This is a genomic window from Streptomyces sp. CA-288835 (assembly GCF_050936385.1).
In the GTDB taxonomy this organism is placed as follows: Bacteria; Actinomycetota; Actinomycetes; order Streptomycetales; family Streptomycetaceae; genus Streptomyces.
The window spans coordinates 8176599-8195873 of the sequence record NZ_JBNJMW010000001.1; the positions used below are offsets into that span (position 1 = coordinate 8176599).

At 69.6% G+C, this 19275-nt stretch carries 18 protein-coding genes and 1 pseudogene; 11 read left to right on the forward strand and 8 right to left on the reverse strand.

What is annotated here, in order from left to right; all coding sequences use genetic code 11:
* Nucleotides 1–10: 10 nt before the first annotated feature.
* The gene (locus tag ACQEVY_RS36980; protein ID WP_432953931.1) at nt 11–700 is read right to left on the reverse strand and encodes a FadR/GntR family transcriptional regulator; all 690 of its coding nucleotides are present in this window, start codon (nt 698–700) and stop codon (nt 11–13) included.
* A 73-nt stretch (nt 701–773) separates the two neighbouring features.
* On the opposite strand from ACQEVY_RS36980, the gene ACQEVY_RS36985 reads away from it, so the two are divergent.
* The 4 genes from ACQEVY_RS36985 (at nt 774) to ACQEVY_RS37000 (ending at nt 3429) form a co-directional block, all read left to right on the forward strand.
* Entirely contained in the window at nt 774–2210 is a 1437-nt protein-coding gene (locus ACQEVY_RS36985; protein WP_432953933.1) for a CynX/NimT family MFS transporter, read from the forward strand.
* 87 nt (nt 2211–2297) lie between these two features.
* Entirely contained in the window at nt 2298–2414 is a 117-nt protein-coding gene (locus tag ACQEVY_RS36990) for an SGM_5486 family transporter-associated protein (RefSeq protein WP_328772606.1), read from the forward strand.
* A gap of 203 nt (nt 2415–2617) precedes the next feature.
* Entirely contained in the window at nt 2618–2833 is a 216-nt protein-coding gene (locus ACQEVY_RS36995) for a hypothetical protein (protein WP_432953935.1), read from the forward strand.
* Between the two features lie 77 nt (nt 2834–2910).
* Complete coding sequence (locus ACQEVY_RS37000) at nt 2911–3429, forward strand: SixA phosphatase family protein (RefSeq protein ID WP_432953936.1); 519 nt, start codon at nt 2911–2913, stop codon at nt 3427–3429.
* A gap of 202 nt (nt 3430–3631) precedes the next feature.
* Here ACQEVY_RS37000 and serB read toward each other — a convergent pair whose 3' ends face one another.
* Nucleotides 3632–4837, reverse strand: coding sequence for a phosphoserine phosphatase SerB (gene serB, locus ACQEVY_RS37005; protein WP_432953938.1), 1206 nt, complete (start codon nt 4835–4837; stop codon nt 3632–3634).
* Between the two features lie 152 nt (nt 4838–4989).
* Nucleotides 4990–7008 carry a streptophobe family protein gene (locus ACQEVY_RS37010; RefSeq protein ID WP_432953940.1) on the reverse strand — a complete coding sequence of 673 codons (2019 nt, stop codon included), beginning with the start codon at nt 7006–7008 and terminating at the stop codon, nt 4990–4992.
* 243 nt (nt 7009–7251) lie between these two features.
* On the opposite strand from ACQEVY_RS37010, the gene ACQEVY_RS37015 reads away from it, so the two are divergent.
* A complete protein-coding gene (locus ACQEVY_RS37015) occupies nt 7252–9792 on the forward strand; it encodes an FHA domain-containing protein (RefSeq protein ID WP_432955598.1) in 2541 nt (846 codons plus the stop codon).
* A 111-nt stretch (nt 9793–9903) separates the two neighbouring features.
* Here the strand turns inward: ACQEVY_RS37015 and ACQEVY_RS37020 are convergent, their stop codons facing one another.
* The 3 genes from ACQEVY_RS37020 to ACQEVY_RS37030 form a co-directional block, all read right to left on the reverse strand.
* Complete coding sequence (locus ACQEVY_RS37020; protein WP_432953941.1) at nt 9904–10731, reverse strand: transglycosylase SLT domain-containing protein; 828 nt, start codon at nt 10729–10731, stop codon at nt 9904–9906.
* A 296-nt stretch (nt 10732–11027) separates the two neighbouring features.
* The gene (locus tag ACQEVY_RS37025; RefSeq protein WP_432953942.1) at nt 11028–12146 is read right to left on the reverse strand and encodes an S-adenosylmethionine:tRNA ribosyltransferase-isomerase; all 1119 of its coding nucleotides are present in this window, start codon (nt 12144–12146) and stop codon (nt 11028–11030) included.
* Nucleotides 12143–12838 carry an SDR family NAD(P)-dependent oxidoreductase gene (locus tag ACQEVY_RS37030; protein WP_432953944.1) on the reverse strand — a complete coding sequence of 232 codons (696 nt, stop codon included), beginning with the start codon at nt 12836–12838 and terminating at the stop codon, nt 12143–12145. Before ACQEVY_RS37030 ends, ACQEVY_RS37025 begins: the two co-directional genes overlap by 4 nt.
* 190 nt (nt 12839–13028) lie before the next feature.
* Between ACQEVY_RS37030 and ACQEVY_RS37035 the strand changes: the two genes are divergently transcribed.
* From ACQEVY_RS37035 to ACQEVY_RS37045, 3 genes are all read left to right on the forward strand, one after another.
* The gene (locus ACQEVY_RS37035; RefSeq protein WP_432953945.1) at nt 13029–14174 is read left to right on the forward strand and encodes a GAF domain-containing sensor histidine kinase; all 1146 of its coding nucleotides are present in this window, start codon (nt 13029–13031) and stop codon (nt 14172–14174) included.
* Nucleotides 14167–14808 carry a response regulator gene (locus tag ACQEVY_RS37040; protein ID WP_432953947.1) on the forward strand — a complete coding sequence of 214 codons (642 nt, stop codon included), beginning with the start codon at nt 14167–14169 and terminating at the stop codon, nt 14806–14808. Before ACQEVY_RS37035 ends, ACQEVY_RS37040 begins: the two co-directional genes overlap by 8 nt.
* A gap of 183 nt (nt 14809–14991) precedes the next feature.
* Nucleotides 14992–15234: a chaplin gene (locus ACQEVY_RS37045; RefSeq protein ID WP_432953949.1), complete on the forward strand. Its 243-nt coding sequence runs from the start codon at nt 14992–14994 to the stop codon at nt 15232–15234.
* 200 nt (nt 15235–15434) lie between these two features.
* Here ACQEVY_RS37045 and ACQEVY_RS37050 read toward each other — a convergent pair whose 3' ends face one another.
* On the reverse strand, nt 15435–16214 hold the full coding sequence (locus ACQEVY_RS37050) for a hypothetical protein (protein WP_432953951.1): 780 nt from the start codon (nt 16212–16214) through the stop codon (nt 15435–15437).
* A 121-nt stretch (nt 16215–16335) separates the two neighbouring features.
* Between ACQEVY_RS37050 and ACQEVY_RS37055 the strand changes: the two are divergent.
* The 3 genes and pseudogenes from ACQEVY_RS37055 to ACQEVY_RS37065 form a co-directional block, all read left to right on the forward strand.
* Nucleotides 16336–16860, forward strand: a pseudogene (locus ACQEVY_RS37055) (ABC transporter ATP-binding protein); the annotation flags it as partial.
* 339 nt (nt 16861–17199) lie between these two features.
* Complete coding sequence (locus ACQEVY_RS37060; protein WP_432953953.1) at nt 17200–17631, forward strand: NfeD family protein; 432 nt, start codon at nt 17200–17202, stop codon at nt 17629–17631.
* Between the two features lie 131 nt (nt 17632–17762).
* Nucleotides 17763–18698: an SPFH domain-containing protein gene (locus ACQEVY_RS37065; RefSeq protein ID WP_189324539.1), complete on the forward strand. Its 936-nt coding sequence runs from the start codon at nt 17763–17765 to the stop codon at nt 18696–18698.
* A 70-nt stretch (nt 18699–18768) separates the two neighbouring features.
* Here the strand turns inward: ACQEVY_RS37065 and ACQEVY_RS37070 are convergent, their stop codons facing one another.
* The gene (locus tag ACQEVY_RS37070; protein ID WP_033317755.1) at nt 18769–19275 is read right to left on the reverse strand and encodes an HNH endonuclease; all 507 of its coding nucleotides are present in this window, start codon (nt 19273–19275) and stop codon (nt 18769–18771) included.

Consider the following 19275-nt stretch of genomic DNA (forward strand, 5'->3'; position numbering starts at 1 on the left):
AAGTGACGCGTCAGTCTCCGGAGGCGACCGAGCCCCTCGGGCGGCACAGGAACGGATAACTCGCGGCCTCCGTGAAGGCGGTTTGCGCGTCGCCCGCGCGGATCGCGTCCAGCAGGCGCGTGTGTTCCATGTACGTCTCGGGCGTCAGCTCCTCGCCCACGTCCTCGCGCAGCCAGTCGCGTACGACCTCGCCGAGGTCCGCGTACATCGCCGTCATGACGTCGTTGTGGGACGCGGCCACCACCGCCATGTGGAACGACGTGTCGGCGACGACGAAGGCCTCTATGTCGCCCGACTCCCACGCCTCCTCCCTTCGCACCAGGAGCGCGTGCAGCTGCTTCAGGTCGCGTTCGGTACGGCGCTCGGCGGCCAGCTTCGCGGCGCTCGACTCAAGGGCGGAGCGCAGCTCGGCGATGTGCCGGGGATCGGCGTCCGCGAAGCGGCGGTGCATCACGCCCGCCAGCTCGCTGGTCGCCACGACGTAGGTGCCCGAGCCCTGGCGGATGTCGAGCAGGCCGTTGTGCGCGAGCGCGCGCACGGCCTCGCGCACCGTGTTGCGGGCCACGCCCAGCTGCTCGACCAGCTCCGGCTCGGTGGGGATGCGGGAGCCCACGGGCCATTCGCCCGAGGCGATCTGGCCGCGCAGCGCGGCGATGACCTGCTCGGACAACGCCGACCGTCGGGGGTGGCTCAGGGGCATGGCATTCCTTCGCGCAGAACGCAGCTGACTCCAGGTGGACAACCAATCATCCCATGATTCTATGATGGGCCGCATGGCAGGCGAGGAAACCCGTACGGAAACCCGGACGACGACGTCCACATCCCAGCCCATGGCTCTACGCAGTTCCTCCGGAACCGCCGGCGGATCCCCGAAGCCCGCCCCGCGCGCGTGGGGGACGCGTCTGGTGATCGTCGGCCTCGTCCTTACGGCCTTCAACCTGCGGCCCGCGATCACCAGCCTCGGTGCCCTCCTCGAAGAGGTGCGCACCGGACTCGGTATGAGCGGCAGCGTCGCCGGACTGCTCACGTCCGTACCGACGCTCTGCTTCGCCGTCTTCGGCGTCATGGCCCCGCGCCTCGCCCGCCGCTTCGGACCCGGCACCGTGGTGTGCGCCGGCATGGTGGCCATCGCCGCGGGCCTGGCGATCCGGCCCTTCACCGGGAACACGGCGGGCTTCCTCGCGGCCAGCGCCCTCGCACTCATGGGCATCGCGGTCAGCAACATCCTGATGCCGGTGATCGTCAAGCGCTGGTTCCCGGACCGCGTCGGCTCCATGACCGGCCTGTACTCCATGGCCATGGCCCTCGGCACCGCCGCCCCGGCCGCCGTGACGGTGCCTATGACCGGGGCCCTGGGCGGCAGTTGGCAGTGGGGGCTCGCCGTGTGGGCGGGCGTCGCGGCCCTGGCCGTGGTGCCTTGGGTTCTTCTTGTACGTGACCGGGGTGCGGCCCCGGTGTCCGGTGCGGGCTCGGCTTCTGGCACGGCTGCGGCAGCTGGTGCGGCGTCGGCACCGAGGAGGGCGCCCTCGGCTTCCGGCGCGGCTTCGGCACCTGGCAGGGCCTCGGCTTCTGGTGCGGCTTCGGCTTCCGAGGCACGCCGGGAGCCGGATGCCGTGCGGATCACCCGGAGTCGTACCGCCTGGGCGCTCGCCGTCTTCTTCGGACTCCAGGCCACCGCCGCCTACATCACGATGGGGTGGATGCCGCAGATCTTCCGTGACGCGGGCGTCCCGGCGGGCACGGCCGGACTGCTCCTCGCCGTCACGATGGTGATGGGCGTGCCATTGTCGTTCGTCATCCCCAAGGTGGCCACGCGCCTGCCCCACCAGGGGCCGATCGCGATCGCCCTCGGCCTGTGCGGCCTCACCGGATACGCGGGCCTTTACTTCGCCCCGGCAGGCGGCGCCTGGGTCTGGGCGCTGCTGCTCGGCATCGCCAACTGCGCCTTCCCGCTTGCCCTCACACTGATCGGCATGCGGACCCGGTCCAGCGCCGGGGTCGCGAAGCTCTCGGCCTTCGCCCAGAGCACCGGTTACCTGATCTCGATCCCGGGACCGCTCCTGGTGGGCGTGCTCTACCAGCACAGCGGCGGCTGGGGGCTGCCGCTCGCGCTCATGACGGCCCTGATGATCCCGCAGATCGTGGTGGGCTTCCTGGCCGGCCGCGACCGTACCGTCGAGGAGGAGACCGCGCGCCGGGCCAGGCGGTGACCGGTCCGCTCCGGCGAGCGACTGCACTGGTTCGGGGCGAGCGACCCCTCTGGTGAGCGGGTGGACGAAGGGTGCGAGACTGGCCGTATGCCCGTGCTCGACCCGAACCCCAGGAACGGCCAGAAGAAGATGCTGCTCGTCTTCGGCGCCTTCTTCGCCATCTTCGTGATCATCGGCGTCATCGCGTCGATCGCTTCGCCGTGAATCGGTGACTCTGGGGGCGCGAGTGCCCCGGTGCGCGCATCTGCCGCCGGATGGTGGGGCTAGCACCACCATCCCCTAGGGGGCGAGTGTCAGGGTCAAGTGGGTGGATCACCGGATGGGTTGAGGGCTCTTCATTCCGTAGCTTCGAAGTGTGGCCGCGAGGACGCGGATCCACGGACCAGTCGAAGACCCACGGAGGCGGTATGTCGGCCCGTACGGACACCCGGTCCACTTCGGCGACCAGGGGCGGCGTCGAGGTTCGGCTGCCCTGGTGGGCCCTCGCCCTGCCCACGCTCGCCTTCGTCGCGCTGCTGTTGCTGATACTCAACCCCGCGGACGCCCACGCGGCGAGCGGCGACCCCGCGGTCGGCGAGCTCATCGAGCGCATCCAGCAGACGGTGCTGCAGCAGAGCTCCTGAGCTGGAGGATCCGCCATGTCGGGGCAGCGTGCCAACTCCCTGCGCCCCATGGCGTGTTTCATGCGAAGCTGGGTTCCATGAGCGTCGCAGAACCCCGCAAGATTGTCCTCTTCCGGCATGCGAAAGCCGACTGGCCACAGGTGTCCGACCATGAGCGGCCGCTCGCTGAGCGGGGCCGCAAGGACGCCGCCGTCGCCGGACGCAAGCTGGCCGACACCGGCATCCCCTTCGATCTGGCCCTCTGCTCCACCGCGACCCGCACCCGCGAGACCTGGAAACTCGCCGTTCAGGAGTTCCCCCAGCGGCCGAAAACGGTCTACGAGGAGCGGCTGTACGAGGCCTCGCCAGGCGAGCTGATCGCCGTGCTCAACGAAACCCCGGACGACATGCGGAACGTACTCCTGATCGGCCACAACCCCGGAGTACAGGCCCTGGCCGACATCCTGGCCGGCCACTCCGAGGGCGACGCCCGCGAGCGGATGAGCAGCCGCGATTTCCCCACAGCAGCGTTCGCGGTGCTCAGCTTCTCCGGCTCCTGGAAGGCTCTGGAGCCGGGCCTGGGCACGCTGCTCGACTACTGGGCGCCGACTGAGTAGCTCGCACCTACGTGGACGGGCCCGGCACCGCGAGGGTGCCGGGCCCGTCTGTGTCCGGTGCTGCACCGCGCTCTAAAGGAGGCCGGAGGCCTTCCTTTAGGGGCGCGGGGAACTGCGCGACCAGCCACCATGCACCCGCAGCCGCCAAACCACAGAACCAACCGAGCTCTCCGAACCGCACTCTTAGCGGAGCGCCCGGCTCTCAATCCACATGCATGTCCGCAGCCTCGACCTCTTCACGGGTCACGCCCAGCAGATACAGCACGGTGTCGAGGAACGGAAAGTTCACGGCGGTGTGCGCGGCCTCGCGCACAACCGGCTTGGCGTTGAACGCAACGCCAAGACCCGCCGCGTTCAGCATGTCAAGATCGTTTGCCCCGTCACCGATCGCCACGGTCTGGGCCAGCGGCACCCCCGCCTCGGCGGCGAACCGTCGCAGCAGTCGCGCCTTGCCCGCCCGGTCCACGATCTCGCCGGTGACCTTGCCCGTCAGCTTCCCGTCGACGATCTCCAGCGTGTTGGCCTGGGCGAAGTCGAGCCCGAGCCGCTCCTTGAGGTCGTCCGTCACCTGCGTGAACCCGCCCGAGACGACGCCAACTTGGTAGCCGAGCCGTTTCAGCGTACGGATCAACGTGCGCGCCCCCGGCGTCATCCGCACCTCGCTGCGCACCTTGTCCACCACGGAGGCGTCGAGCCCCGCGAGAAGCGCCACGCGCGCGTGCAGTGACTGCTCGAAATCCAGCTCGCCCCGCATCGCCGCCGCCGTCACCTCGGCGACCTTGTCCTCGCAGCCGGCGTGGGCGGCGAAGAGCTCGATCACCTCGTCCTGGATCAGCGTCGAGTCGACGTCCATGACGACGAGGCGCTGGGCCCGCCGGTGCAGCCCGGCCGCGACGACCGCGACATCGACACCGAGGGCCGCGGCCTCGGTCACCAGGGCGGTCCGCAGCTCCTCGGGCTCCGTACCGGACACAGCGAACTCGACCGCCGTCACGGGGTACTTGGCGAGCCGGAAGATACGGTCGATGTTGCCGCCCGTCGACGTGATCCGGGCGGCGATCGCGGCCGTCGACTGCGCGGTGAGCGGGTGCCCGAGCACGGTGACGAGCGACCGTCCGTGGCCGCGCGGCCGGTTGTCGCCGTGGCCGGAGATGATCTCGGCCTGGAGCTTCAGGGCATCCGCCCAGCTGTGCACCGTGGCCCGCAGCTCGCCTTCGACGCCGGCCGGCGGCTGGCTCACGAGCGCGCACAGCACGATCCGGCCTCGGGTCACGACCTGCTCGATGTCGACCACGTCGACCGAGTAACCGGCGAGGGTGTCGAAGAGCCCGGCCGTGATGCCTGGGCGGTCCTTGCCGAAGATCTTGACGAGGAGAGTGGGGGCGTCGGTGGTCTGCGAAGCGCTCATGGTTTTCCCACAGTATCCGGCACTCCCCGCCCACTGCTTCTACGGTCCGCCCAGCGGACGGGAAACACTGGGCGTCATCTCGGTGACCTCGTCTTTCCCGAGCCATGACGCCCACGAGACGCCTCCGGCCAAGGCATGCCGAAGCCTTCCCCTCACGGCCGTCCGCGAGGCCGCCTGGGCGGAGGCGGCGGTTCCTCCGGCGGCGGAGGCGGCCCGTCCTGGGACGGCCCGCGTTTGGAACTCGGCTTCGGGGCGGGCGGTGGGGTGTAGGGGCCCGCGACCGTAGGGGCGCCGTACACATCGGGAGGGCGCCCGGTCTCTGGGGGCTGTGCGCCGGGAGGCTGTGCTCCGGAAGGTCGTGCGCCAGGCGGCGGGGCCGCGGGAGGCCATGAGCCGGGAGGCTGCGCTCCCGGCGGCCGTGAGCCAGGAGGCGGGGCAGCGGGAGGCCGTGGGCCAGGAGACTGTGCACCGGACGGCCGTGCGCCAGGCGGTGGAGCAGTGGGAGGCCGTGCGCCAGGCGGCGGAGCAGCGGGAGACCGGGCCCCAGGCGCTCGGGTCCCGGGAGTCCGGGATCCGGGATGCCGCCGTCCGTCCTCGGGCTCCCGCAGTTCGTCCGGGAGGTTCAGATAGGGGTTGGTATCGGGGTTAGGCGAGCGATACGAGGGGGCGGGGCTGTAGGGCCCCGGCTGTTCAGGGCTCTCTGCGTACCGCTGCTCGGGGCTCTCCGCGTACGACGGTGCGACCGGCTCGACCGGCTTGGTCTGCCAGCCCGACCCCGTCGCCCCCTCCGCATCCCCCCGCGCCAGCGGGGCCGCCCGCCGCCCCGCGGCCCCGCTGGCGCAGGCGAGCAGCGCCCCCGCCGCCCCCGCACCCGCGCCCCACAAAGCGCCGAGCAGCAGCGCCATGCCCAACTGCCCGTGCAGCTCGATGCCGGCGTCGAACGCGTCCACACCGAGAACGGACAGCGAGGCATCCACGGACACCTCCGTCAGCCAGGCCAGCAGCGGCAGCGCGAGCGCCGTCACGATCGCCAGCCGCAGCGCACAGCGCCCCGCGAAACCGAGGGCGCCCTCCCGCTCACGTACGAACGGCGTACGGACCGCCGTCAGCACGCCCGCGTACAGCATCATCAGCGCGGTCGCGACGCCCAACAGCCAGACGCGGCCGTCCAGTTCGGCCAGCCGCGCGAGTGTGACGGGCTGGTCGGAGGACAGGCTCAGCAGCTCGTCCAGTGGGGCGGGCAGGAACTGCACGAGCCCGCCCGAGGCCGAGCCGTCCCACGGCACGAAGAGCCCGATCGGGACGCCCAGCCACACCCCGTTGGGCGCCCCGAGCAGCGCGGCGCCTGCGATCCGTTTCGGATGGGGGTCGCTGATCGCCGCGTACGCCGCTGCCGCGAGCCCCGCGAGGACCGCCACCAGCAACACCGTGACCAGCGCGGACGCGGCCGGCCGTACCAGCCGGTGCACGGCCTCCCAGCCGCGCGGCAATGGCGTACGACGCGAGGCCAGCAGTGCGATCAGCAGCACGCCGAGCACCCATCCCGTACCGCCGAGCAGGGTCGGCACGGTGTCGACGGTGAAGCCGACCTCCGCGTTCGCGTTCGCGAGGTCCCCGAGGCGGTCGGGCAGCAGCCCGCCGATGTCACCGAGCCCGGGCACCTCGATGTCGTCCGGCAGTCCGCCGCCCGGCAGCTGGTCGAGCCCGAGCGAACCGCCGTCAATCGTGATCACGTCGTGACCCGCCCAGGCGAGTCCGCCCAGCATCGCCACGAAGAGCACCACGACCGCGCCCGCGCGCGCCGCGAGTTCACCGGGTGAGATGACAACTCCCGCCGCGCGCAAGGAGCGTAGGAAAAACCAGGCCAGCAGAAGCGCACCCACAAGGCTCACTCCGAGTGGCGTGATCTGTAGGGCGGTCTCCGCCTCGGCGCCCTCGAGCCCGAAGGCCGAGACATCGCCGGACGGCGTCACCGAACCACCCGCCCCGAGCGCCACCACAGCCGCGGTCATCGTCCCGAGCGAGCCCGAGGCGTCCGCCTCCAGCAGATGCAGCCCCAGCGCGGCCACGCCCGCCATCCCGATCAACGCCCAGCTCACAGCGGCGATCGCGGACAACAGCACATCGCCCACCGGCAGTCGCCTGCCGTCCCTGGCGGTCTCGTAGCTCATCGTCAGCCCCCCGACTGCGCACCGCGATGTCTCCACCGTGGATGTCCCCCTCGCGTGGGATTACCACTCTCCGGGTCGGTTTGAACACAGTCAACGGAAACGGACAAGCCGCCCGTACGCGGTCATCACAAGGCCCGACTTTCGGTCAGAGGGGTCGTCCTGAAATAGTTCCCCCCGATGTTCGACATCCCTAGACTCCCTGTGATGGGGGTAACTCGGGGGACAACTCACGTGGGGCATGGAGTGCCGGAACTCGTACTGGAATTGAATGGACGGACCTGGACGCTCGATGCGTCCAGGCCTTACGCCCTCGGACGCGATCCGCAGGGGGACATCGTGCTCGACGACGCCAGGGTGTCCTGGCGTCACGCCACGATCAGCTTCAACGGCCGCAGTTGGGTCATAGAGGACCACGGCAGCACCAACGGCACCTTTGTGCAGGGCCACCGGATCCACCACATGGAGATCGGCCCCGGCTCGACCGTGAACCTCGGCAACGCGAACGACGGCCCGCTCGTGAAAGTCTCGGCCGCCGGCGCGGCCTCGGCCGCACCGCAGGCGGAGCACCAGCAGCAGCCGTACGCCGCGCAGGGTGCGGGGGCGGCCGGCTGGGCGGCCCAGCAGGCGCCGCCGGGGCAGCAGTCCCCGCAGCAGGGCTGGCAGAAGCCGCCGCAGGTCCCGCAACAGGGGCCTTCGGAGCCGTACGCGCAGAAGGTTCCCGGTGGTGGCGCGGGGGCGCCGCCGGTCTACGGCGACCGCAGCCCGACCACGTTCCACCAGCTGGCCCTCGGCCGTGTGATGCGTATCGGCCGTGCGCTGGAGAACGAGCTGGTCGTCTCCGACCTGCAAGTCTCCCGTCATCACGCCGAGTTCCACTCGTCGCCCGACGGTCGCTACGAGATCCGCGACCTCGGCTCGCACAACGGCACGTACGTCAACGGTATGCCGATCGCCAAGGGCGGCTCCGCGCTGCTCGGCCCGAACGACATCGTCGGTGTCGGCCACTCGACGTTCCGCCTGGTCGGCGATCGCCTCGAGGAGTTCGTCGACACCGGTGAGGTCTCCTTCTCGGCCCGCCACCTGACGGTGACGGTCGACGGCGGCAAGCAGATCCTCAAGGACGTCTCCTTCGGCGTACCGGAGAAGTCGCTCATCGCGGTCATCGGCCCGTCCGGATCCGGCAAGTCGACGCTCCTGAAGGCGCTCACGGGCTACCGCCCCGCCAACGAGGGCGACGTCCTCTACGACAACCGGAACCTCTACAAGCAGTTCGCCGAGTTGCGCCAGCGCATCGGTCTGGTCCCGCAGGACGACATCCTGCACAAGGAGCTGACCGTCAAGAAGGCCCTCAAGTACGCGGCCAAGCTGCGCTTCCCCGCGGACACCACGGGCGCGGAGCGCGACGCCCGTATCGACGAGGTGCTGCGCGAACTCAAGCTGGACATCCACAAGGAGAAGAAGGTCACCTCCCTCTCCGGTGGCCAGCGCAAGCGTGTGTCGGTGGCGTTGGAGCTGCTGACCAAGCCCTCGCTGATCTTCCTGGACGAGCCGACCTCCGGCCTCGACCCGGGTATGGACCGCGATGTCATGCAGTTGCTGCGCGGCCTTGCCGACGACGGCCGTACGGTCCTGGTGGTCACGCACTCCGTGGCCGAACTGGCGATCTGCGACAAGCTTCTGGTCATGGCGCCCGGCGGTTCGGTGGCCTATTTCGGTCCGCCCGAGGAGGCTCTGAACTTCTTCGGCTACGACACCTGGGCCGATGTCTTCTCCGCCTTCGAGAACTACCGCGACTACGACTGGGCGGGCCGCTGGAAGGGCTCGCAGCACTACCAGATGTACGCCGCGGACATCGACGCCGTCGCCGCGCAGTCGACGCAGATGCCGCCCGCCCAGTCGATGCGTCCACCGAAGCCCCAGGGCTGGGGTTCGCAGTTGTTCACGCTGATCCGCCGCTATGTGTCGGTGATCTCGTCCGACAAGGGTTTCCTGGCGCTGACGGTGATCCTGCCGGCGGTGCTCGGCGCGGTGAGCCTGCTCATCGACCCGGACAAGACGCTGCTGGTCAACGAGAACCCGAAGACCGGCAGAATCATCCCGAACGGCACGGCCACCACGGTCCTGCTGATCCTCGCGGTCGGCGCGTGCTTCGCGGGCGCCGCCAACTCGGTTCGCGAGCTGATCAAGGAACGGGTCATCTACGAGCGGGAGCGGGCGACCGGCCTCTCGCGCTCCGCGTATCTGATGTCCAAGGTGATCGTCCTCGGCGTGATCACGGTGCTGCAGGGCGCCATGGTCGGCGCGATCGGCTTCTCCAGCCGGACGATCCCCGACGAGGCCCTGATCTTCGGCACCGGCAAGACCGCCGTCATGCTCGAACTCTCCATCCCGATCATGGGGCTCGGCTTCACCTCGATGATGTTCGGCCTGGTCATCTCCTCGCTGGTGAAGACCTCCGAGAAGACGATGCCGCTGCTGGTGATGTTCGCGATCGTCCAGGTCGTGTTCACCGGCTGCCTGTTCATCCTGCACGGCGCGCTCGGCGTCAACGAGTTCTCGTATCTGATGCCTTCGCGCTGGGCGGTCGCCGCCGCCGGCGCCACGCTGGACTTCAACCGGATCAGCCCGAACACGGACGACCCGGGCAGCACGGACCCGCTGTGGGAGCACACGGCCGCGGCCTGGGGCATGGACATGGCCGCACTGATCGCCCTCGGCGTCATCTGCGGCTTCTTCGTGGCCCGCTTCCTGCGCCGCCACGAGCCCGAGGTCATGCGCAAGTAAGCGCTCCGGTGCGGTAACTAGCGCACGAACGAGGCGCGGCACCCCGTAGGGGATGCCGCGCCTCGCCGTCTGTACTGAGACCAGAGGTCCGCGCGGGACTCAGTACAGGGCTCAGTACGCGCCGTTGACGTTGTCCATCGTGCCGTAGCGGTCGGCCGCGTAGTTGCAGGCCGCGGTGATGTTGGCGACCGGGTCGTAGATGTTCCAGGACGTGCCGGGCACGTGGTAGGCCTGGAAGGTCGGCGGGATCACCTGCAGCAGGCCCTTGGACGGGACGCCGTTGATGGCGTTGATGTCCCAGTTGTTGATGGCGTTCGGGTTGCCCGAGGACTCACGCAGGATGTTGCGCTTGATGCCGTCGTACGAGCCCGGGATGCCGTTCTTCTTCATGACGTCGAGCGACTCGCGGATCCAGCCGTCGAGGTTGTTCGGGTAGGCCTTGGCGACCGGCTTGGCCTTGGCGCGCTGGGCGGCCCGGCTCGCGGCCTCCTTCGCCTTGCGTGCCTGCTCGGCCTTCTGCTTGGCGGCTTCCGCGGCGGCCTTCGCCTTGGCGTCGGCGGCCTTCTTCGCGGCGGCCGCGGCGTCGGCCTGCTTCTTCTCGGCGGCGGCCTTGGCCTGCGTGAGGGCGTCGTTCAGCTGCTTCTCGACGCCGCCCTTCACGTCCTCGACCTGCCGGGAGCTGAAGGCGACGGAGGAGGCGGAGACGGACTCGGTGGTGCTCGCCTCGGAGCCGCCGCCGGGTATGAGCGACAGAGCGACGGCCGCGGCACCGAGACCGGCGACACCGGCGACCCCGAGCTGATGTTTCTTGGACAGCTTCTGCCTCGTGGTGTTCAGCTTCTGCCCGGTGTGGGTCAGCTTCGTCCTGGTCTGCTGGGTGAGCTCGGTCAGCTTGGCGAAGGCGGGGCGATGGCCGGAACCGTCGGTGTACTTGGGCATGACTGATGGACCTCTCGAATGGCGCGGAGGTCGCTCTGAGCCGGAGGGGACATTGCTGGTTCCGGCAGAACGCCGCGGGGGGAAACCCGCGGCGTCGAGCGACGGGAGCCATTCTTAGCGGCCGCAAAAACCCGTGGCAAAGGTGTGACGTACGAACCTGGATAGTGGACCCCTAAAGGGCAAAACGGGGCAGACTGGCACGTCTGCCCCGCTCGTATGGGGTGTTTGTTCCTCCTAGCGGCCTTCGTACGTGACGTGCGTCCTATGTGGGGGGTCACATCGGACGTGCGGTGGTCTCACCAGCAGTTGCTGGCGCAATGCTCTGTGTGAGGGCTTTCGGACGTCTCGCGCCGGTCAGAGTTCTCGGACGGCAGGATGAGATGCATGTCGCCGAACTCGTGCCACAGATAGCGGCCACGCAGCGCCTCGTCGTAGCTGCGCCGGATCGCCGCCGGGCCCGCGATTGCCTCCAGCATCAACAGATGCGAGGCCTCCGGTTCGTGCAGCCCGGTGAGGAGCCCGTCGACCACGCGTACCCCGCGCTCCGGGGTCACCACGAGATCGGTCCAGCCCTCCGCTGCCCGTACGACCCTGTCGTCGCCGACCGCGGACTCCACGGCCCGTACAGCCGTCGTACCGACCGCGATCACCCTGCCGTCTCCTGCCTTCGCCGCGTTGATCAGCCGCGCCGACGCCTCGGGCACCGCGAACCGCTCCGGATACGGCGGCTCGTGCGCCTCTGCCGACGCGACTCCGGTGTGCAGCGTGATCGGCGCGAACTGCACACCCCGGCTGACCAGCTCCGCCACCAGACGCGGCGTGAAGGGCCGCGCGGCACTCGGCATCTCCGCACTGCCCACACCGTCCGCGGACGGCAGCGCGAACACCGTCTGGTACACCGACAGGGGCTGGTCCCGCTCCGTGTACGCATACCGAATCGGCCTCCCGTGCCGCCGCAGTAACCCAGGGACGTCCGGTTCCGACACCCGCGCCCACCACAGCCGGGGGCTCCGCGCGGTGAGCGGCTCCTCGAGGACGAGTCGTACGTCACCGGGGAGGCGCACCTCCGTTCCCGCAGGCCCTCCCGCACGCGCGCGCGTGGTGCCCCTTCCGTCAGGATCCCGCAGCTCAACGGCCCACCGCCCGTCTTCGCCCAGCGTGGAGAAATGCACCACCACGCGCGCGTGCCCGATCCGGCCGTCTACTGCTGCCGCCAGCGTCGACGACGTGTTCACGATCAGCAGATCCCCGGCCTGCAACAGCCCCGGCAACTCCGCGAAGGCGTGATGGGACACCTCCTGAGCCCCGTACGAGACAAGCAACCGCACCCCATCCCGGTCGAGCCCGAGCCCCCGCTGCTCGACCGGCACCCGGGCCAGCAACTCCTCCGGAACCTGTACAGCGGCGACCGTCATCGCGTCCCCACCAACGAGGACGCCGCATAGCGGCCACTGGCCGGCCGCTCATCGAGCAGCCGCAGAAACCCCGGGACGACGCTCGCCGGCGCCGGCCGCGCCTCCTCGTCGCCCGGTACGGCCGCCGTGTACAGATCCGTGTCCATGTCGCCCGGATCGACCGCCCAGACCCGCAGCCCGGGCTCCTCCTCGGCGAGCACCGCCGAGAGATGATCGAGGGCCGACTTCGACGCCCCGTAGCCGCCCCAGGTCTCGTACGCCTCGGCCGCCGCGTCCGAGCTGATGTCGATGACCGTGCCCGCCGACGAGGCCCGCAGCAGCGGCAGCGCCTCCTGGATGAGGCCGAGCGCCGCCACCACGTTGACCTCCAGCGCCCGCCTCAGCCCGTCCAGCGGCAGACCCTCCAGGCGCACCAGCGGTTCGGCGCCGAGCGCGCTCGCATTGTTCACCAGCAGATCGACACCGCCGAGCCGCTGTGCCGCCGCCACCAGCGCCGTACGGTGCTCCGCGATCGTGACGTCCCCGGGCAGCGCCTCCACCCGTGTCCCGTGCTTGCCGAGCGCCGCGGCCGTCTCCTGGAGCACCTGAGCCGTCCTGGCGTCGAGCACCAGATCCCAGCCACGCTCCGCCAGAGCCTCGGCGAGCGCCCGCCCCAGCCCCTTCGAAGCCCCCGTGATGATCGCTACCGGCATGCCAACCGTCCCCTCATCCCACATGACCGCCATTCCCGGCGGCTGCCTTCAACGTAGGAACGGGACCGCCCCCGCCGCCTCGGACGCGAGCCGCAATGATCCGGGGCCCTTCGCCCTAGTCCCACCGCCCTAGTCGGGGGCCGCCACAGGTCCGATACGGACTGTCACACCCGGCGGGTACGTTGAAGTCATGAGTCAAGGACCCAGGTCGGGCCTGGCCGCGGTGAGTTCCGCGCTGCTGGCCATGAGCAGGCACCTCGAGGTGCGCGACGTCCTCAAGACGATCGTCGCCTCGGCCCGCGAGCTGCTCGACGCCGAGTACGCGGCGCTCGGTGTTCCCGACGACCACGGCGGCTTCGCCCAGTTCGTGGTGGACGGCGTCAGCGACGCCCAGTGGAAGGCCATCGGCCCGCTGCCGCGCCAGCACGGCATCCTGGCCTCGATGCTCCACGAGGCCCGGCCCGAGCGCCTCGCCGACGTGCGCAAGGACCCCCGCTTCGAGGGCTGGCCGAGCGCCCACCCGGAGCTCGTCGACTTCCTGGGCCTGCCCATCCGCGACGGCGACGAAGTCATCGGCATCCTCTTCCTCGCAAACAAGGAGTGCCCCAAGCCGCAAGGGGGCTGCGGCTTTACCGAGGAGGACGAGGAACTCCTGGCGATCCTCGCCCAGCACGCCGCGATCGCGCTGACCAACGCCCGCCTGTACGAGCGCAGCCGCGAGCTCACCATCGCCGAGGAGCGCTCCCGCCTCGCGCACGAACTGCACGACGCCGTCAGCCAGAAGCTGTTCTCCCTACGCCTCACCGCCCAGGCCGCGGCCACCCTCGTCGACCGCAACCCCGGCCGGGCCAAAGGTGAACTCCAGCAGGTGGCCGCCCTCGCCGCGGAGGCCGCCGACGAACTGCGCGCCGCCGTCATCGAGTTGCGCCCCGCGGCCCTCGACGAGGACGGCCTGGTGGCCACGCTGCGCACCCAGATCCAGGTCCTCGACCGCGCCCACGACGCACGCGTGACCTTCACCGGCCGAGGCGTACGCGCCCTGCCCTCCGCCCAGGAGGAAGCCATCCTGCGAGTCGCCCAGGAGGCCCTGCACAACGCGCTGCGGCACTCCGGAGCGGCCCACGTCGACGTCACCCTCGACAAGCGCGGCCCGGGAGCAGCCCTGCGCGTCACCGACGACGGCAGCGGATTCGACCCCCAGGCGATACGACGCGCGGGACGCCACCTGGGCCTGGTGTCCATGCGCGACAGGGCGAGCGGAGTCGGCGGCCGGCTGACCGTGGAATCGGCGCCCGGAAAAGGCACCACGATCGAGATGGAGGTCCCCGGTGGCTGACGCAATCAAGGTGCTGCTCGTCGACGACCACCAAGTGGTACGCCGCGGACTGCGCACCTTTCTGGAGATACAGGACGACATCGAGGTCGTGGGAGAGGCGTCCGACGGCGAAGAAGGAGTGGCCCGGGCCGAGGAGTTGAAGCCCGACGTCGTCCTCATGGACGTCAAGATGCCGGGCATGGACGGCGTAGCCGCCCTGCGCAGGCTGCGCGAACTCGACAACCCCGCGCGCGTGCTCATCGTCACCAGCTTCACCGAGCAGCGCACGGTCGTCCCGGCCCTGCGCGCGGGCGCCGCCGGATACGTCTACAAGGACGTGGACCCCGACGCCCTGGCCGGAGCCATCCGCTCCGTCCACGCGGGACACATCCTTCTGCAACCCGAGGTGGCCGACGCGCTGCTGTCCCAGGAAGACTCCAACCTCGGCCAGGGGAGAGGCGGTTCACTCACCGAGCGGGAGCGGGAGGTACTCGGCCTGATCGCCGACGGCCGCTCCAACCGCGAGATAGCCCGCGCCCTCGTCCTCTCCGAGAAGACGGTCAAGACCCACGTCTCGAACATCCTGATGAAGCTCGACCTCGCCGACCGCACCCAGGCCGCCCTGTGGGCCGTACGCCATGGGGTGACCGGCTGATTCCCGCTCCGGCACGCTTACTTGACGATTCCCTGACGACAATATGGAGGGTTCCGTTCCGGGCAGAGATTCATACCGTCGTGGGAATGTCCCCCAGATGGCGCATCCTCCGGCGATCAGACGCGTTCTCCAGTGCGTGCTGCGGCGCCTGCCGCAGTGACCACAAGGGAGGGCTTGAGAAAAGTGAAGAACCTGAAGAAGGCCGCAGCCGTCACGATGATGGCCGGTGGCCTGGTTGCCGCCGGTGCCGGCTTCGCGTCCGCCACCGACGCGCACGCCTCCGGCCAGGCCGTAGGCTCGCCGGGCATCGCCTCGGGCAACCTCGTCCAGGCCCCGGTAGACGTCGACTCGAACGTGGTCGGCAACACCGCGAACGTCGTAGGCATCCTGAACCCGGCCTTCGCCAACGATGGCTTCAACGGCTGACACCCACCAGGGCCAGCAGCGACCACCGGCCTCCCAGGCGCTCCTGGGGGGCCGGTCCGCGTTGACCTCCGGCCTGTCGGGCTCCGGGCGCGACCAGCGCCCCGTCAGGGGCGCGGGGCCGTGTCCATTTGCGGCTCCGCCGCGTGGGCGCGACAAGCCCCAACGAACCCGCACCTTCAAACCGCACCCCCAGCGGAGCGCTACCGCAAACGTTCCTCAACGAACGCGTTATAAGCCGCAACCTGCGCCCGCCGAGCCGTCCGCTCCACCGGCCGCAACGCCTCAGCCCGAGCCGCCATCTCCGAGGCACTCACCGCCCCACCGTGGCCGTTCTCATACGCCACCGAAATGAGCACCCCCACCCGCTGCGCCAGCTCCAACACCCGTACCGCCCGCGGCGGATACCCAGGAGCCAGCACCTCACCACCCCGCTCGGCGCGAGCCCGATACGCATCGATCGCCGCCTCCGCAACCGGCCCCGAAGCGGCCACATCAAGCCGCGCCAGCACGTTCGTGGCGTCGCGCAACGCCTCCGCCAACTCCCGCTCGGCCTCCCCGAGAGACGGCACATCGGCGGGCGGCGCCTCCCGCACCGCCAGACAGTGCCAGACGACCTCCACATGTACGTCGCCTTCAGGCCCCGCCTCGAACACCTCGGGCACCAGCCCCAGCGCGGCGCCATGACAGACGACCGCCTCCTCCGCGTCCAACGCCCGCGCGTTGAACTCCGGCGGCCCGCTCAGCCCGAGCGGATGCCCAGGCGCGGGCAGCGCGACCCGCAGCCCGGTCACCCCGAGCCCGCGCAACCGCCCCAACGCAAGCGTGAGCCCGACGGGCCCCGTCTCACCGGGCAGCCCCTCGACCCGGTGCACGGCATCGTCACCGACGACGGCGACGACCGCGTCGTCCGGCGAAACAAACCCGGCCAACAGGGCATTTCCCCATGCGGCCAGCCGTCCTGAACGTGGTTCCGAGAGCATGCCCCCACCCTAAGGACCGGCCGATGGAAGGGTGCGGTGGACCGGTGGCGTAGGTTTTCCCTGGGGGCTGCGTCCACAGACGTAAGCGACGGCCGAGACTGCAATGGGAGACAGCGCGCTCATGAGCGATGTTCTGGAGCTGGAGGACGTATCCGTGGTCCGGGAGGGCCGGGCTCTGGTGGACCAGGTCTCCTGGTCGGTCAAAGAGGGAGAGCGCTGGGTCATCCTCGGTCCGAATGGTGCCGGAAAAACGACACTTCTGAACATCGCGTCCAGCTATCTCTTCCCCAGCAGTGGCACCGCGACGATCCTCGGCGACACCCTCGGCAAGGTCGACGTCTTCGAACTCCGCCCCCGTATCGGCATGGCCGGCATCGCCATGGCGGAGAAGCTCCCCAAGCGCCAGACGGTCCTGCAGACCGTACTGACCGCCGCCTACGGCATGACCGCCGGCTGGCACGAGGACTACGAGGACATCGACGAACAGCGCGCCCGCGCCTTCCTCGACCGCCTCGGCATGACCGAATACGTGGACCGCAAGTTCGGCACGCTCTCCGAGGGCGAACGCAAGCGCACCCTGATCGCCCGCGCCCTGATGACCGACCCCGAACTGCTGCTCCTCGACGAGCCCGCCGCGGGCCTCGACCTCGGCGGCCGCGAGGACCTCGTACGCCGTCTCGGCCGTCTCGCCCGCGACCCGATCGCCCCCTCCATGATCATGGTCACGCACCATGTCGAGGAGATCGCCCCGGGCTTCACCCACGTCCTGATGATCCGTCAGGGAAAGGTGCTCGCCGCGGGCCCGCTGGAGCTCGAACTCACTTCCCGCAACCTGTCGTTGTGCTTCGGCCTCCCGCTCGTAGTCGAGCAGGTCGGCGACCGCTGGACCGCACAGGGCCTGCCTCTGTCGTAACGAACTCGAACGCCTGTGCCAAGTTGATCGGCGCCCTGTCGGCGACCCGACCTGCGGTCCTACCATGACCACGTGGACGACATCGACGCATGGGTGTGGTGGTTGATCGGCGCGGCCGGGCTCGGAATCCCGCTCGTCGTGACCGCGATGCCAGAGTTCGGAATGCTCGCCGTCGGCGCCGTGGCGGGCGCCCTGACCGCGGGACTCGGGGGCGGTGTGGTCCTCCAGGTCCTGGTCTTCATCGCGGTCTCGGTCGCGCTCATCGCCGTCGTACGCCCCATCGCGGCCCGACATCGCTCCCAGATGCCCCAACTCGCCACGGGCATAGACGCGTTGAAGGGTAAACAGGCCGTCGTCCTGGAGCGCGTCGACAGCTCCGGAGGGCGGGTCAAGCTCGGCGGAGAAGTCTGGTCCGCTCGTGCTCTCGACACCGGACGGGCCTACGAAGTCGGCCAGGAGGTCGATGTCGTGGACATCGAAGGTGCCACGGCGATCGTCATGTGACCTCGCACGGAGTCGCATGGCCGGAACGCTGCACGTGGAGAGTTGTGGTCTGACACACTCGTCCAGCAAGATCTTCAACAATCACAAGATCTTCCGGAACGCCGAGGCGGAGAAGGGTACGGGGAGCCACGATGGAACCGATCATCATCGTCCTGATCATTCTGGTGGTGTTGGTCTTCATCGCGCTGATCAAAACCATCCAAGTCATCCCACAGGCCAGCGCCGCCATCGTCGAGCGCTTCGGCCGCTACACGCGGACCCTCAACGCGGGACTGAACATCGTCGTCCCGTTCATCGACTCGATCCGCAACCGCATCGACCTCCGTGAACAGGTCGTCCCCTTCCCGCCGCAACCGGTGATCACCCAGGACAACCTGGTCGTCAACATCGACACGGTCATCTACTACCAGGTCACCGACGCCCGAGCCGCCACGTACGAAGTCGCCAGCTATATCCAGGCGATCGAGCAGCTCACCGTCACCACCCTCCGCAACATCATCGGCGGCATGGACCTGGAGCGGACCCTGACCTCCCGCGAGGAGATCAACGCGGCCCTGCGCGGCGTCCTCGACGAGGCCACCGGCAAGTGGGGCATCCGCGTCAACCGCGTTGAACTCAAGGCGATCGAACCGCCCACCTCCATCCAGGACTCGATGGAGAAGCAGATGCGCGCCGACCGCGACAAGCGCGCCGCGATCCTCACTGCCGAAGGTATCCGCCAGTCCGCCATCCTCACCGCCGAAGGCGAGAAGCAGTCCGCCATCCTGCGCGCCGAAGGTGAGGCCAGGGCCGCCGCACTGCGCGCCGAGGGCGAGGCCCAGGCGATCCGTACGGTCTTCGAGTCCATCCACGCCGGCGACGCGGACCAGAAGCTCCTCGCCTACCAGTACCTCCAGATGCTCCCCAAGATCGCCGAGGGCGACGCCAACAAGCTCTGGATCGTCCCCAGCGAAATCGGCGACGCCCTCAAGGGCTTGAGCGGCGCCATGGGCAACTTCGGCCCGATGGGCGGCAATTCCTCCGGCGGAGGTACCGAGCGCCTCGAGAAGCCAACCGTCACCGACTGACGTCGCACCAAGTCGTACGCAGCTGAAGGGGCCCACCTCCCACAGGAGGCGGGCCCCAGTCACGTACGATCTATGCGGCCGGCTGAGCCAGCCACTCCGGCAGCGCGTCGAACTCGTCCCGGCCCAGTGCCAGCAGCATCGCGTCGGCCGGCGTCGGCTCGAACGGCTCCCGCAGCAGCGGCATACCCGCCTGCTCCGGAGTCCGGTTCGCCTTGCGGTGGTTGTCCTCCGCACAAGAGGCCACGGTGTTCAGCCAGGAGTCCGTACCACCCTGCGCCCGCGGCACCACGTGGTCCACGGTCGTCGCCCGCCTGCCGCAGTACGCGCACCTGTGCCGGTCACGCACCAGAACACCCCGCCTGGACCAAGGAGCTTGTCTTCGAAAGGGCACCCTCACATAGCGGCACAGCCTGATCACCCGCGGCGCCGGTATGTCGACCACGGCTCCGCGCATACGCAGTTCGGGGTGGGCCTGCTCGACGACAGCCTTGTCCTGCAGCACCAGAACGACGGCTCGATTCAACGTCACCGTCGACAGCGGCTCGAAGCTCGCGTTCAGCACCAGCGTGTCCCGCAT

Coding starts and splice junctions, on each gene's coding strand:
- ACQEVY_RS37030 (WP_432953944.1), bottom strand. CDS start 12,838: ATGCCGGTAGCGATCATCACGGGGGCTTCGAAGGGGCTGGGGCGGGCG.
- serB (WP_432953938.1), bottom strand. CDS start 4,837: ATGAGCGCTTCGCAGACCACCGACGCCCCCACTCTCCTCGTCAAGATC.
- ACQEVY_RS36980 (WP_432953931.1), bottom strand. CDS start 700: ATGCCCCTGAGCCACCCCCGACGGTCGGCGTTGTCCGAGCAGGTCATC.
- ACQEVY_RS37010 (WP_432953940.1), bottom strand. CDS start 7,008: ATGAGCTACGAGACCGCCAGGGACGGCAGGCGACTGCCGGTGGGCGAT.
- ACQEVY_RS36985 (WP_432953933.1), top strand. CDS start 774: ATGGCAGGCGAGGAAACCCGTACGGAAACCCGGACGACGACGTCCACA.
- ACQEVY_RS37050 (WP_432953951.1), bottom strand. CDS start 16,214: ATGCTCTCGGAACCACGTTCAGGACGGCTGGCCGCATGGGGAAATGCC.
- ACQEVY_RS36995 (WP_432953935.1), top strand. CDS start 2,618: ATGTCGGCCCGTACGGACACCCGGTCCACTTCGGCGACCAGGGGCGGC.
- ACQEVY_RS37020 (WP_432953941.1), bottom strand. CDS start 10,731: ATGCCCAAGTACACCGACGGTTCCGGCCATCGCCCCGCCTTCGCCAAG.
- ACQEVY_RS37035 (WP_432953945.1), top strand. CDS start 13,029: ATGAGTCAAGGACCCAGGTCGGGCCTGGCCGCGGTGAGTTCCGCGCTG.
- ACQEVY_RS37025 (WP_432953942.1), bottom strand. CDS start 12,146: ATGACGGTCGCCGCTGTACAGGTTCCGGAGGAGTTGCTGGCCCGGGTG.
- ACQEVY_RS37065 (WP_189324539.1), top strand. CDS start 17,763: ATGGAACCGATCATCATCGTCCTGATCATTCTGGTGGTGTTGGTCTTC.
- ACQEVY_RS36990 (WP_328772606.1), top strand. CDS start 2,298: ATGCCCGTGCTCGACCCGAACCCCAGGAACGGCCAGAAGAAGATGCTG.
- ACQEVY_RS37070 (WP_033317755.1), bottom strand. CDS start 19,275: ATGCGGGACACGCTGGTGCTGAACGCGAGCTTCGAGCCGCTGTCGACG.
- ACQEVY_RS37000 (WP_432953936.1), top strand. CDS start 2,911: ATGAGCGTCGCAGAACCCCGCAAGATTGTCCTCTTCCGGCATGCGAAA.